General features: G+C 68.2%; 9 protein-coding genes. 4 read left to right on the top strand and 5 right to left on the bottom strand.

Going from position 1 to position 13,865, the window contains the following annotated elements; genetic code table 11:
* Positions 1-29: 29 nt before the first annotated feature.
* Positions 30-641, bottom strand: coding sequence for a TetR family transcriptional regulator (locus D0901_RS04335; protein WP_129139069.1), 612 nt, complete (start codon positions 639-641; stop codon positions 30-32).
* Between the two features lie 147 nt (positions 642-788).
* Here D0901_RS04335 and D0901_RS04340 point away from each other — a divergent pair, with 147 nt between their 5' ends.
* The 4 genes from D0901_RS04340 to amt all read left to right on the top strand — a co-directional run bounded on the left by D0901_RS04340 (position 789) and on the right by amt (position 11,146).
* A complete protein-coding gene (locus D0901_RS04340; RefSeq protein ID WP_129139070.1) occupies positions 789-2,063 on the top strand; it encodes an efflux RND transporter periplasmic adaptor subunit in 1,275 nt (424 codons plus the stop codon).
* Positions 2,060-5,239 (top strand): efflux RND transporter permease subunit, encoded by a 3,180-nt coding sequence (locus D0901_RS04345; RefSeq protein ID WP_129139071.1) that lies wholly within the window; start codon positions 2,060-2,062, stop codon positions 5,237-5,239. The genes D0901_RS04340 and D0901_RS04345 overlap by 4 nt, the downstream gene beginning before the upstream one ends.
* A gap of 127 nt (positions 5,240-5,366) precedes the next feature.
* Positions 5,367-7,568, top strand: a complete 2,202-nt coding sequence (locus D0901_RS04350) for a mechanosensitive ion channel family protein (RefSeq protein ID WP_233440350.1) — start codon at positions 5,367-5,369, stop codon at positions 7,566-7,568.
* A gap of 221 nt (positions 7,569-7,789) precedes the next feature.
* Positions 7,790-11,146 (top strand): ammonium transporter, encoded by a 3,357-nt coding sequence (gene amt, locus D0901_RS04355; protein WP_129139073.1) that lies wholly within the window; start codon positions 7,790-7,792, stop codon positions 11,144-11,146.
* Positions 11,147-11,171: 25 nt separating this feature from the next.
* Here amt and D0901_RS04360 read toward each other — a convergent pair whose 3' ends face one another.
* The 4 genes from D0901_RS04360 to deoD form a co-directional block, all read right to left on the bottom strand.
* Entirely contained in the window at positions 11,172-11,594 is a 423-nt protein-coding gene (locus D0901_RS04360; RefSeq protein ID WP_129139074.1) for a hypothetical protein, read from the bottom strand.
* A complete protein-coding gene (locus D0901_RS04365) occupies positions 11,578-12,591 on the bottom strand; it encodes a DnaJ domain-containing protein (protein WP_129139075.1) in 1,014 nt (337 codons plus the stop codon). Before D0901_RS04365 ends, D0901_RS04360 begins: the two co-directional genes overlap by 17 nt.
* 115 nt (positions 12,592-12,706) lie before the next feature.
* Complete coding sequence (locus D0901_RS04370; protein ID WP_129139076.1) at positions 12,707-13,129, bottom strand: cytidine deaminase; 423 nt, start codon at positions 13,127-13,129, stop codon at positions 12,707-12,709.
* Complete coding sequence (deoD, locus tag D0901_RS04375) at positions 13,126-13,857, bottom strand: purine-nucleoside phosphorylase (RefSeq protein ID WP_129139077.1); 732 nt, start codon at positions 13,855-13,857, stop codon at positions 13,126-13,128. The genes D0901_RS04370 and deoD overlap by 4 nt, the downstream gene beginning before the upstream one ends.
* Positions 13,858-13,865: the final 8 nt, after the last annotated feature.

Here is a 13,865-nt window from a genome sequence, read left to right on the forward strand (position 1 = left end):
GCTGTGTTGCAGCATGAGGCATCCTGCATTCAGGGGCGCATCAGATCGAGCAGGGTATCGACCACCACGGTGCCGCGCTTGTCGATCGGCAGTTCCTCGGGGTCGCGCAGCCAGTCGTGGAAGAGGCCGCCGATGCAGCACTGCAGCATGTCGGCGGCCATCTCGGGCGACAGCGACGCCTTCAGTTGACCGCAGCGCTTGGCCTCGCGAAAGGAATCCAGCATCGATTCCAGACAGTCGCGTTTCATCTGGCGCTGCATCTCCAGCGGATCGATGTCGCTGAAGAACTCGCAGCGGTGGATGAGAATCGAGTGGATGCGCTGATAGCGCGGTTCCTGAAGCCGCGCGAAGCTTTCGTGGCAGGCCAGGCGAATGCATTCCAGCGGCGAGGGGTTGTCGTGGGTCGCCTCGATGGCGCGGGCGAGATCCTCGAACGGCAGGCGTACGCGTTCCAGCAGGGCGTGGAAAAGATCCGCCTTGTTCTTGAAATGCCAGTAGACCGCGCCACGGGTCATTCCGGCGCGGCGGGCGATCTGCTCGAGCGAGGTGCGCGCGACCCCTTTCTCGTAGAACAGCGCTTCGGCCGCGTCGAGAAGAGACTCCCGGGTCGCTTCGGCTTCGGCTTTGGTGCGTCTGGGCATGGCGACTGAGTGCTCTGGAAGACGGGTAGAAGGCGACTTTTTTGACGCCATCTTACCCCATCGCCCGAATATTTACATTCATGGTTGTATGGCTGTAGTCTTGCGTCATTCGTTATTCGACTAAGGGATGTCATGATGGAAGCCGTGATGCTTCGAAGCCGCAAGCGGTGGCTTCTGCCGCTGGCGCTCGCCGCCGTGCTGGCGGGTTGCGGGGAGGGCGATTCGGGCGGTGAGAAGTCCGCTCAGGCACAGCAGGCGCCGCCCCGTCCCGCTCAGGTGATGACCGTGGAACCGCGCGACCTGACGCTGGACAGGCAATACCCTGCCATGGTGCGCAGCAATCGCGAGGTCACCGTCATGGGCCGCGTCGAGGGCATCCTCGAGGCGCGTCATTACGAGGAGGGTAGCCGGGTCGAGAAGGGCGATCTGCTCTATACCATCCAGCCCGACGCCTATCAGGCGACGGTGCGTCAACGCGAGGCCGACGTGCAGAGCGCCGAGGCCGAACTCTACCGGACCCAGCGCAACGCCGATCGTTACCAGCGCCTGTATCAGCAGAACTCGGTCAGCCAGCAGCAGCTCGACGATGCCAAGGCCGACCTGCGGGCGGCCCAGGCGACCCTGGCCCAGGCCAAGGCGGCGCTCGACGCCGCCAAGATCGACCTGAGCTACACCCAGGTCCGCGCGCCGGCGAGTGGCATGATCAGCCTCAGCCAGGTCAACGTCGGCAGTCTGGTCCAGCCGCCCGAGGCACTGACGACGATCACCCCGCTGGATCCGCTCGACGTGCGCTTCTCGCTGCCCGCGGTGGATGCCCTGGCCCTGCGTCAGCAGCGTCAGGCCTCGCCGGGGCCGCTCCAGGCGGCACTCACCGCGCCGGGCACCGGCGGGGCGAGCACTGCGCCCAACCGGCTCGAGGGGCACGTCGACTTCTTCGGCGCGCGGGTCGACGAGTCCACCAGCACGGTGCAGGCCGAGGCCGAATTCGCCAACCCCGATCATCTGTTCCTGCCCGGGCAGTTCGTGCGCGTGTCGCTGACCGACGTCAAGCGCTACGACGTGTTCGCGGTGCCCGCGGTGGCCGTCACCGAAGGGCTCAAGGGGCCCCAGGTGATGGTCCTCGACGACAAGGACACCGCGCAGGCGCGTTTCGTGTCCCTGGGCCAGCAGGCCGGCGACTGGCAGATCGTCAGCGACGGTCTCGAGAAGGGCGATCGGGTGATCGTCAGCGCCATCGGCAGCATCAGCCCGGGGGACAAGATCGAGCCCCAGCCCTTCGACGGCGACCCCGAGACCGGGCAGGACAAGCCGGTCGCCGACGGCAGCGGCCGCCAGGGCGATGATGCCGGTCAGGGCGGCAAGGATGACCAGGCCTCGGCGTCCGGATCGGCGGCGCAGGGTGAGGATGGGGGCGAGGGATGAATTTCTCGAGCGTTTTCATCCGCCGGCCGATCTTCGCCACCGTCATCTCGGTGATCATCGTGCTGATCGGGCTGATGGCGGTGCGGGTGCTGCCGGTGGAGCAGTACCCGCGCGTGGTGCCGCCCAGCGTCAGCGTCACGGCGACCTACCCGGGGGCCAGCGCGCAGACCGTCTCGGATACCGTGGCCTCGACCCTCGCCGAGGAGGTCAACGGCGTCGAGAACATGATCTACATGACCTCGGCGAGCTCCGACAGCGGCAGCATGTCGATGCAGATCTACTTCTCGATCGGTACCGACCCGCAGACCGCGACCATCAACGTCAACAACCGCGTCCAGCGGGCCCTGTCGCAATTGCCCAGCGAGGTCCAGGCCCAGGGGGTGACGGTCGAGCAGCGCTCCAACAGCGTGCTGATGTTCGTCGCGGTCACCTCCAGTTCCGATGCCTATGACTCGCTGTTCCTGACCAACTACGCCAACCTCAACATCACCGATGAGCTCAAGCAGCTTCACGGGGTGGGGCAGGCGCAGGTACTGGGCAATCAGGAATTCGCCATGCGCGTCTGGCTCAACCCCGACAAGCTGGCCCAGTACGACCTGACCCCGGCGGAGGTGTCGGCGGCGATCAAGGCGCAGAACACCGTGGTCCCGGCGGGCAAGCTGGGGGCCGAGCCTCAGGATGACCCGACCGCCTATACCTACACCATCACCACCCAGGGGCGGCTGAAGGACGTCGACGATTTCCGCAACATCCTGCTGCGGACCAACGAGGACGGCTCCTCGCTGCGCCTGGGTGACGTCGCGCGCGTCGAACTGGGCAAGAACAGCTACGGCGTGCAGGGCTACGTCAATAACAAGCCGATCGCGCCGATCGCCATCTACCTGCAGCCCGGTGCCAATGCGCTCGACGTGGCGGGCGAGGTCAAGGACAAGATGGCCGAGCTCAAGAGCCGCTTCCCGGCCGGGCTCGACTACGAGATCCCCTACGACACCACGCTGTTCATCGATGCCTCGGTCTCCTCGGTGGAGCACACCTTCATCGAGGCGCTGCTGCTGGTGATCGCCATCGTCTTCGTGTTCCTGCAGAGCTGGCGCTCGACGCTGGTGGCGATGTCGGTGGTGCCGATCTCGGTGATCGGGACCTTCGCCGGCATGTACCTGCTCGACTTCTCGATCAACCTCCTGTCGCTGTTCGGCATGATCCTGGCGATCGGGATCGTCGTCGACGATGCCATCGTGGTGATCGAGAATACCGAGCGCATCATGGAGGAGGACGAGAGTGCCACGCCGCTCAGCGCCGCCTTCCTGGCGATGAAGGAGGTTTCCGGCGCGGTCATCGCCACGGCGCTGATCATGGCCGCGGTGTTCATCCCGGTGGGCTTCATGGGCGGGATCACCGGCCAGATGTACCAGCAGTTCGCGATCACCATCGCGATCTCGGTGGCGATCTCGGCGGTGGTGGCGCTGACCTTCACGCCGGCGATCAGCGCGCTGTTCCTCAAGAACGCTCACCACATCGAGCACTCGCGGCTGTTCCGGACGATCCACAAGCCCTTCGACTGGTTCAACAAGGGTTTCGCCAAGATCACCGATCTGTTCATGGCGGTGACCCACTTCCTGATCCGGCATATGGTGCTGACGCTGGTCCTGCTGGTCGCCATCGGCGCCGCCTCCTGGGTGATCTACGAGCGGCTGCCGAGCGGGCTGATCCCGGCGACCGACCAGGGGGTCGCGCTGGCCGCGATCTCGCTGCCGGCGGGGTCGTCGTTCGCCCGCACCGATGCCTACATGCACAAGCTCAGCGAGCGGATGGAAGAGATTCCGGCGGTCGAGTACGCGGTCAGCGTGCCCGGCTTCGACATCCTGTCGAGCTCGGCGAACACGGCGAAGGGCGTGATGTTCGTGACCATGAAGCCGTGGAGCGAGCGTGACATCGGGGTCGAGGATCTGGTGGGCATGATCATGAAGGCCGGCGCCGAGATCCCCGGCGGCAAGGCGATGGCCTTCAACATCCCGCCGATCCAGGGGCTGTCGACCACCGGCGGGTTCACCGGCTATCTGCAGTCCTTCGACGGCGCCTCTCCGCAGGCGCTGGCCCAGGCCTCGATGAAGGTGATGCAGGCGGCGGCGAAACGCCCCGAACTGACCCGCGTGTTCACCACCCTGGATGTCAACGTGCCGGTCTTCGACGCCACCGTGGATCAGGACAAGGCGCGGGCGCTGGGGGTCGATCTGGGCGATCTCAACACCACCCTGAGCAGCACCTTCGGCAGTTCGTTCGTCAACTACTTCACCAAGGCGAGCCGCAGCTTCCAGGTCTACATGCAGTCGGAGGCCGACTATCGCCAGCATCCCGACGATCTGAAGGACGTCTATGTGCGCGGCGGCGACGGTCAGCGCATTCCGCTCTCCGAGCTGGTGACCTTCGAGCGTAGCAAGGCCCCCTCGGTGCTCGACCGCTACAACGTCTACCCGGCGGCACGCTTCCAGGGCGAGCCGGCACCCGGCTACAGTTCCGGCCAGGCGGTGGAGGCGATGCAGGAAGTGGTCAGCCAGACGCTGGGTAAATCCTATGGCATGGGCTGGACCGGCGAGGCCTTCCAGCAGCGTAACGTGGGCACCGCCGCGGCGCTGGCGCTGACCTTCGGCATCGTCATGATGTTCCTGATCCTCGCCGCCCAGTACGAGAGCTGGACGCTGCCGCTGGCGGTGGTCTCCGCGGTGCCGTTCGCCTTCATCGGCGCGGTGGTCGCGGTCTACCTGAGCGGCATGAGTACCAGCGTCTACCTTCAGGTGGGGCTGCTGGTGGTCGTGGGTCTGGCGGCCAAGAACGCCATCCTGATCGTCGAGTTCGCCGAACAGCAGCGCAAGCACGAGGGACTGTCGGTGGTCGAGGCGGCGCGCGTGGCGGCCCGCCAGCGCTTCCGGCCGATCGTCATGACCTCGCTGGCGTTCATCGGCGGCTCCCTGCCGCTGGCGCTCGCCACCGGCGCCAGTGCGGCGAGCCGCAATCAGATCGGCACGCCGGTGGTCGGCGGGATGATCGCGATCACCGTGCTGGCCAGCGTCTTCGTGCCTGCTTCCTACGTGCTGATCATGAAGGTCACCCATACGCTGTCGCGCTGGGTGGGACGCGACCCCGACAAGGCTGGCAAGCCGGCCGACGAGCGCGGTTGAGTCGCGAAGCCGTTGTCGTGTCACGCAAAGCCAAGGCCCCGGGGTCTTGGCTTTGTCGTTGACAGGCGTCAGGCTTCGGGGGCCGATGACGGACAGCCTGGGGAGGTGGCATGTCGTTGAGATATCTGTGCCGGCTGCTCTGCCTGCTGGCCATGCTGATGGCCCCGGCGGCGAGTCGGCCGATTCGTCCTCCGATTCGCAGCAGTTGCAGGATTCGCTGGATCGGGTGATCGCCACCCTGGAGGACGACGCGCAGCGCAGGCAGTTGCTCGAGCAGCTCAAGGCCTTGCGCGAGACGACCCGCGCCGCGGCCGGGGGCGGCGACACCGAGCAGCGCCAGGGGCTGCTCGGCGCGCTGGCCGACTCGCTGACCGATCTCGGCGAGCAGGCCGAGGCGGGTCGGTCGCCGCTGGCCATCTGGGGCCGGCGCAGCCAGCGGGCGCTGGACGACCTGGATGGGCTGATCACCGGGATGGGTCACAGCGAGGTGATTCGCCAGAGTCTCGAGGCCCTGACCCTCACCGCGGTCTGGCTGGGACTGCTGTTGCTGCTGATGGCGGCCGGGCGGCTGCTGGCGCGACGCTACGACTGGCCATTGGCGCTACCGCCGGAGCCGCGCCCGGCGCTGCTGGTGGTGCACTTCCTGCGCAAGGTGCTGCCCTGGGCGCTGGCCTTTGCCGCCATGCTGGCCAGCCTGCGCTGGCTGACCCAGCCCAGCCCGGCGCGGGCCAGCGTGCTGGTGATCGCCTATGTCACGCTCTGCGGACGCCTGCTGTCGACGGTGTTCGACGAGGTGATCGCGCTGTTCACCCGGGGGCACCGCCGCGTGGCGGTGGCGATCCTGCGCCGTCAGGCGCCGCGACGGCTGTTCGTGATCGGTGCCCTGGCGGCGTTCGGCGACGCGGTCAACAGCGAACGGCTGGTGACGCTGCTGGGCAATGACCTGGCCGGCTGGCTGTCGGTGCTGGCCAATCTGCTCGCGGGGCTGCTCAGCGGGGTGCTGGTGCTGCGCATGCGGCGTCCGGTCAAGCACCTGATCCGCAACCGGCCCTATTCGCAACGCCGCGACTCGAGCACCCTGCGCGACGTGGCCGTGGCGCTGGGGCGCTTCTGGCATGTCCCGGCCCTGCTGCTGATCGGGGCCTCGCTGGTGGCGATCTTCGTCTCCGTCGGCAATGCCGACGTGGCCTTCACCCGGGCGATTCTCTGTGCGGCACTGCTGGTGCTTTCGCTGGTCGCCAGCAGCGGCCTGCACCGGCATGCCGAACGCGCCACCCGGCGCCGACGCAAGTCCCAGTATCGGCGGCGTCTCGAGCGCTTCGGCTATACCCTGGGGCAGTTCATCGTCTGGGGGCTGTTCGCCGAGCTGTCGCTGCGGGTCTGGGGGTTGTCGCTGCTGGGCATCGGCCAGGAGGGCGCCGTGAGCGCGCGAATCGGCCATGCCCTGCTGCGCATCGGCCTCACCGTGCTGCTCGCCTGGCTGATCTGGATCTTTGCCGATACCGCCATCCAGCGCGCCTTGCGCGGCTCGGCCAATGCTCGCGGCCGGCGCATCCACAGCACCCGGGCGCAGACCATCACCCCGATGATCCGCAACGTGGTCTTCACCACCATCCTGGTGATCGCCTCGATCGTCGGACTGGCCAATCTCGGCGTCAACGTCACGCCGCTGCTGGCCGGTGCCGGGGTGATCGGTCTGGCGATCGGCTTCGGTGCCCAGACGCTGGTCCAGGATCTGATCACCGGGCTGTTCATCCTGATCGAGGACTCGCTGTCGATCGACGACTTCGTCGACGTCGGCGGGCACATGGGCACCGTCGAGGGGCTCAGCCTGCGTACCGTGCGGCTGCGCGATCTGGATGGCATCGTGCATATCATCCCCTTCAGCCAGATCAAGGGCATCCAGAACTTCGCCCGTGAGTTCGGCACCGCGCTGATGCGTATCCGCGTCCCGCATACCATGAAGATCGACGCCGCCACCGAGCTGGTTCGCGAGGTCGCCGATGCCTTGCGTCAGGATCCGATGATGCGTCACCACATCTGGTCGCCGCTGGAATTGCAGGGCATCGAGAGTTTCGATCAGGGCGCGGCGATCCTGCGCGTGCGCATGCGTACCAGCCCGTCGATGCAGTGGGACGTGGCGCGTGCCTTCAATCTGCGTCTCAAGCAGCGGCTCGACAGCGAAGGCCAGGACCTGTCGCTGCCGCGGATGAGCGTGGTGCTCGAAACGTCGCGCGACGGTGGCGATGCCGGCCGCGACGTGGCGATGCCCCCGCGCCGCGCCTCGGCCACCCCACCTCCGGAGGGGGCCGATGGCGAGCCGCAGTAGCGGCCGCTGGCACCCTTATTGCTTTCCCTAATGTGGCGCCGTCTCGTGGCGGCGCCGATTCTGCCGGTTCGCCCGGCTGCGGTGGCATCGGTCGGCGGATACCCGGCGCTTGCGCACCGCCAGGGTGCATGGCGCAGGGTGTGCTGCACCACGGGGGAGCCGGCCATCATCGGCCGACGCATCAGGGAGCGAGGCGGGGCCGCGATCGGGGAGCGGTGCCTATGCAAGTCTCGATGCTGGATACCCTATGGGTGTTGTGGGGGGCGATGCTGGTCTTCGTCATGCAGGCCGGTTTCCTGTGCCTGGAGTCGGGCGTCACGCGCGGCAAGAACGCCATCAACGTGGCGATGAAGAACCTCGCCGACTTCACGGTAACCGTGGCGGTGTTCTGGCTGGCCGGGTTCGGCCTGATGTTCGGCGACGGCGTGGCCGGCCTGGTCGGCAGGGATCATTTCCTGCCCACGCTGGGGGTCGGTCACGATGCCTGGCTGGCCTGTTTCTTTCTCTTCGAGGCGATGTTCTGTGCCACCGCCACCACCATCGTCTCCGGCGCGGTGGCCGAGCGCATGCCGTTTCTCGCTTACCTGGCGCTCACCGTCGGGGTGGGCGTGCTGGTCTACCCGCTGTTCGGTCACTGGGCCTGGGCCAGCGCGCTGAGCGACCGGCCCGGTTGGCTGGAAGCGCGCGGCTTCGTCGACTTCGCCGGCTCGACGGTGGTTCACAGCCTGGGCGGCTGGGTGGCGCTGGTCGCGGTACTGCGCATCGGCCCGCGCGCCGGCCGCTTCGTGCCCGGGCAGGCCGCCAGGCCCGTGCCGGCGAGCAATCTGCCGCTGGCGATGCTCGGCGTGTTGCTGCTGTTCCTCGGCTGGTTCGGCTTCAATGGCGGCAGCACGCTGGCGCTCGACGAGCGGGTCCCCGGGGTGCTGGTCAATACCGTGATGGGCGCCGTGGGCGGGGTGCTGTCGGCCATGCTGGTGGGGTGGCGGCTGCGTCGCTACGCCGAGGTCATGTATGCCATGAATGGCGCGATCGCGGGTCTGGTGGCGATCACCGCCGGCGCGCATGCGATGACCGCCGGCCAGTCGCTGTTCATCGGTGCGCTGAGCGGGGTGCTGATGGTGGTGACCAGCGAGGGGCTGCTCAAGTACCGCATCGACGACGCGGTAGGAGCGATCCCCGCGCACCTGGTGGCCGGCATCTGGGGGACCCTGGCGGTGGGGTTGATGGGCGATCTCGACCTGCTCGGCACCGGTCTCGATCGCGCCCATCAGGTCGCGGTGCAGTGCCTGGGCATCGCGGTCTGCGCCCTCTGGGGCGGGGGTTCGGCCTGGCTGCTGCTGGCGCTGATCGGGCGCGGCCTGTCGCTGCGGGTCACGCCGGACGCCGAGCGGTTGGGGCTGAACGTCGCCGAGCACGGGGCGCGCAGCGAACTCTTCGATCTGCTCGAGGCGATGCGCCGCCACGAGCGCAGCGGCGACGTGCGCGGGCGGGTCGAGGCCGATCCGTTCACCGAGCTGGGCGAGATCGCCGCCGGCTACAACCGGGTGTCGGCGGCGCTGGAAAAGGCCATGGCCCGGACCCAGGTGCTGGTGCGCAATCTCCGCGACGGCCTGGTGACCTGGCGCGCCGACGGTATCCTGACCAGCCTCAATCCCGGCGCCGAAACCCTGTTCGGCGTGACGGCCGAGCGCGTCGTCGGCCAGCCGCTGAGCCAGCTGATCCAGGGCGATCTGCCGCAGCCCGGGCAGCGCCGCGAACTGCGGGTGGCCAACGCCGACGGCGAGACCCGGTATCTCGAGCTGCAGTTCAGCGAGGGGGCCGCCGGCTCCGAGGCGGAGTGTGCCGCGCTGGTCCGCGACATCACCGACCGGCGCCGTGTCCAGGAACAGTTGCATCGCGAGCGCGATCTGGCGCAGGTCACCCTGGCGTCGATCGGCGACGGCGTGATCGCCACCGATGAGGTCGGCCGGGTGACCTTCATCAATCGCGAGGCACAGCGGCTGACCGGCTGGTCGCAGGAACAGGCCCTCGGCGAACCGATTGCGCGGATCTATCGGCTGGTCGACGAGACCTCGGCGGAGCGCGTCCCCAACCCGGCTCGCTGGGTGCTGGGCGGGGGCAAGCCGCACGTGGGGGCGACTACCCATCTGCTCACGGGACGCGACGGCCAGTGCTGCCCGGTGCAGGACTCGGCGGCACCGATTCGCTCGCGTCACGGGATCGTCATCGGCGCGGTGGTGGTCTTCCACGATGTCTCGCTGACCCGCGACCTGTCGCGCAAACTCAATCATCAGGCGACTCACGATGCGCTGACCGGCATGGCCAACCGGCGCAAGTTCGAGCAGTCGCTCGGCGAGCTGGTCGAGCAGAATCAGGCGGGCGCGCGGCACGTGCTGTGCTATCTCGACCTCGACCAGTTCAAGGTGGTCAACGATACCTGCGGGCACATGGCCGGCGACGAACTGCTGCGGCAGGTCGCGCGATTGCTGCGCGACCGGGTGCGGGCTTCCGATCTGCTGGCGAGGCTGGGCGGCGACGAGTTCGGCATCCTGCTCTACGACTGCCCGCTGGACAAGGCACGAGCGCTGGCCGAACAGGTGCGCGCGGCGATCGACGATTTCCGCTTTGCCTGGCAGGGGCGGGTCTTCTCGATCGGCGTGAGCATCGGCCTGGCGGGCATCGACGCCCGGCGCGGCCTGGACGACGTGCTGAGTGCCGCCGATGCCGCCTGCTATGCCGCCAAGGAGGGCGGGCGCAACCGCGTGCACGTCTACCAGCGCGACGACAGCGTGCTGATCGAGCGTCACGGCGAGCTGCAGTGGGTGCCCCGGCTGCAGGCGGCGATCGACGAGGACCGGCTGCGCCTGTATGCCCAGCCGATCGTGCCGGTCGACGATCCCGGCGCCCGGGTACATCACGAGATCCTGGTGCGTCTGCAGGAGGGCGAGCGGCTGGTCACGCCGGGGACCTTCATGCCCGCCGCCGAGCGCTACAATTTGATGCCGCGCATCGACCGCTGGGTGGTCACCAATGTGCTGGCCTGGCTTTCCGACCGCTGTCGGCGTTCGGCGGACTGCGGCCTGTGGTCGGTGAACCTCTCCGGGGCCTCGCTATCCGACGAGCGATTCTGCGAGGAACTGCGCGACTGGGTGGCGGCGGCCGGGCTGCCCGCCGGCACGCTGTGCTTCGAGATCACCGAGAGTGCGGCGATCGCTCAGCTGTCGCGGGTCGTCGAGCTGATCGAGCGGCTCAAGGCGTTCGGCTGTCTGTTCGCCCTCGACGACTTCGGGGCCGGGCTGTCGTCGTTCGGCTATCTCAAGCAGTTGCCGGTGGATTTTCTCAAGATCGACGGCCGTTTCGTCCGCGACGTCGACAGCGATCCCATCGATCGGGCCATGGTCGAGGCGATCAACAGCGTCGGCCATACCCTGAACCTGCGCACCATCGCCGAGTTCGTCGAGACGCCCTCGGTGCTCGAGCAGTTGCGCCGGCTCGAGGTGGATTTTGCCCAGGGCTATCTGGTGGATGCGCCCACGCCGCTGGAGGCGTTGGACAATGTCCGGGTGATGCCGCGTTAGCCGTCGCCCGGTGTTGGGGCATGGCTCAAAGCCCGCTCAGCCAGCCCAGGGCAAAGGCCACGCCGGCGGTGACGACGACCAGCAGCGGGATCAGCCACATCAGGCGGTAGCGCCAGCGGGTCAGGGTCGTCTGGGCGTTGACCAGGGCGTCGACCTTGGCGGTCAATTGCTGGTGGCGCGAGTCGGCGATGTCCGGCGGCAACGAGAAATCGTTGGCCACGTCGCCCTGCCAGTGGGGGGCATGGGTCAGGCCGAGCCGGGAGCGCAGCCGGCCGATGTCCGATAGCCGGCGGTGCAGACGGTCATAATGGTCGCGACGGGCATCGACGCCCAGCACCGCCTCGGCGTCGTGCTTCAGCGCGGTGTGGCGACAGGCCTCGATGGCGGCATCGATGGCGCGTGAGTCGGCGTCCGCCGGCACGCCCAGGCGTTTATACAAATCGCGCATCTTGCATCAGGATCTCGTAGGCTTGCTGGATTCGCTGGAAGCGCAGCGAGGCGGTGGCCATGCGCTGCTCTCCCTGACTGAAGACGCGGTCGGGATGGTGGGCCTGTGCCAGGCGCCGGTAGGCCTTCTTGATGTCCTGGCGTGACGCGCCGTCCTCGAGGCCCAGCACGCGCAGGGCCCGTGACGCCGGGTCGCCGTAGGCCGGACGTTCGCGATGCGCGCGGGCGTATTCCTCCTCGCGCTCGCGGCGTTCCCGTTCCTGACGTTCCCGCTCGCGACGTTCCTCGCGCTCGCGCTGCTCGCGGGCCTGCTCTTGCTCCCGGCGGCGCTGTTCGCGGGCGCGGCGCTCGGCGGCCTCCCGGGCCTGGCGCTCGCGCTCGCGGGCCTGCTCGCGACGCCGTGCCCGGCGTTCGCGCCAGCTCTCGCGGGCTTGGCGGGGCGTTGCCTCGTCCGGCTCCGGTGTCTCCCGCTCGGCACCGGCGTGCGCGCCCTGGCCGCTGTAGCTGTCGTGGCGGTGCCGGGTCTGCTCCCGCGCCTGCCAGTAATCGGCATGACTGGGATCCGCCGGTGCTGGCAACGCCCGGCCGGCGACCTCCTTGAACAGCGCGGCGAAGGTCGGCGGCGAGACGCCCAGCAGGTCGGCGAGAAAGCGCAGGACGTGGTTGTTGGCACTGCTGGGGGGGCCGTCGCTGGTCGCCAGGCCGATCGCCTGGCTCAGGAACGGATGAGCCTGCTCGCGCCAGAGATCCTTCTGCAGCACTTCGGCGGCCAGTTGCAGGGCCGTGAGGTCCTGAGCCGCGGCGATCTCGATCAGCGGCTGCAGGGCGTGGCCGTGACGGAACCGGGCGGCCAGGGTGTCGAGATAATGGCGATCCTCGGGCAATACGCTGCCCTTGCTGGCCATGACCCAGGCCAGCATCAGCAGGGCAGCAGTGTCCGTCTGGTTGCGACTCTTGAGAAGCAGCAACTCGAACGGCGAGAAGGGCGCTGGGGCCATCGACGACTCCGGCCGGATTCAGCAATGACGATTCGGAGGCCGAGTATACCGGACCCCAGCGTTGGATGGGCGGGGCGATGGCGTCGCGTGGCTTTCACGCTGTCGGACGCCGGCTTCAACCGCCCATCGGTGATGGCTTGCCGAGATTCTCGGGCCCGAAGGAATCCGGCAGCAGGGCCTCCATGCTGTAGGACTTCAGGCACTGCCCGTCGGCGTCGAGCACGTGGATGCGCGTGGTGGGCGAGGCGAATTCGCGAATGCGCTGGCGGCAGTCGCCGCAGGGCGTGCACCGATGCGCGCCGGGGCCGATCACGTAGAGCGTGGCGATGTCGCGTTCACCGGCGGCGACCATCGCGGCGATGGCCCCGGCCTCGGCGCACAGCCCCTTGTAGTTGGCGATCTCGACGTTGCAGCCGGCATAGCGGGAGCCGCTGGGCGTCTCGATCAGCGCCCCGACCGGGTGGGCCGAATAGGCCACGTAGGCGTGGTCGCGAACGGCGAGCAGGCGCTCGACGATGGCCGGGTCGATGGGGCTCATGAGGTGGCCCTCGCGGCGTCGTCGCGCAGCACGCCCTCGAGGGCGACGCGCATCATCTCGTCGAAGGTGGTCTGGCGCGCCTCGGCGTCCAGCGCCTCGCCGCGCAGGATGTGGTCGGACACCGTGCAGATCGTCAGCGCGCGGGCGCCGAACTCGGCGGCCACGCCGTAGAGGCCGGCGGCTTCCATCTCGACCCCGACGATGCCGTAGCGCTTGAGCGTGGGCATCAGGGCGTCCTCCGGCGAATAGAACAGGTCCGCCGAGAATAGGTTGCCGGTGCGCACCGCGATGCCCAGCTCGCCGGCGGCGTCGACGGCGTGCCGGGCCAGCTCGAAATCGGCGATGGCGGCGAAGTCGTGGCCGAGAAAACGCGTGCGGTTGACCTTGGAGTCGGTACAGGCGCCGGTGCCGATCACCACGTCGCGCAGCGCCGCGTCTTCGCGCACCGCACCGCAGGAGCCGACGCGGATCAGTGTGGTGACGTCGTAGTCGGTGATCAGCTCCTTGGCGTAGATCGAGGTCGACGGTATGCCCATGCCGTGGCCCATCACCGACAGCCGCCGGCCCTTGTAGCTGCCGGTGTAGCCGAACATGTTGCGCACGGCGTTGACCTGGACGACGTCGTCGAGAAAGGTCTCGGCAATGTACTTGGCACGCAGCGGGTCGCCGGGCATCAGCACGGTGTCGGCGAAGTCGCCGCGCGTGGCCTGGATATGCGGAGTCGCCATGGATTACC

Origin of the sequence: Modicisalibacter coralii, assembly GCF_004117855.1 — a bacterium.
GTDB lineage: Bacteria > Pseudomonadota > Gammaproteobacteria > Pseudomonadales > Halomonadaceae > Modicisalibacter > Modicisalibacter coralii.

Excerpts from the sequence above, each read along its gene's own strand:
- D0901_RS04335 (WP_129139069.1), bottom strand. The coding sequence starts at position 641 with ATGCCCAGACGCACCAAAGCCGAAGCCGAAGCGACCCGGGAGTCTCTT.
- D0901_RS04340 (WP_129139070.1), top strand. The coding sequence starts at position 789 with ATGCTTCGAAGCCGCAAGCGGTGGCTTCTGCCGCTGGCGCTCGCCGCC.
- D0901_RS04345 (WP_129139071.1), top strand. The coding sequence starts at position 2,060 with ATGAATTTCTCGAGCGTTTTCATCCGCCGGCCGATCTTCGCCACCGTC.
- amt (WP_129139073.1), top strand. The coding sequence starts at position 7,790 with ATGCAAGTCTCGATGCTGGATACCCTATGGGTGTTGTGGGGGGCGATG.
- D0901_RS04360 (WP_129139074.1), bottom strand. The coding sequence starts at position 11,594 with ATGCGCGATTTGTATAAACGCCTGGGCGTGCCGGCGGACGCCGACTCA.
- D0901_RS04365 (WP_129139075.1), bottom strand. The coding sequence starts at position 12,591 with ATGGCCCCAGCGCCCTTCTCGCCGTTCGAGTTGCTGCTTCTCAAGAGT.
- D0901_RS04370 (WP_129139076.1), bottom strand. The coding sequence starts at position 13,129 with ATGAGCCCCATCGACCCGGCCATCGTCGAGCGCCTGCTCGCCGTTCGC.
- deoD (WP_129139077.1), bottom strand. The coding sequence starts at position 13,857 with ATGGCGACTCCGCATATCCAGGCCACGCGCGGCGACTTCGCCGACACC.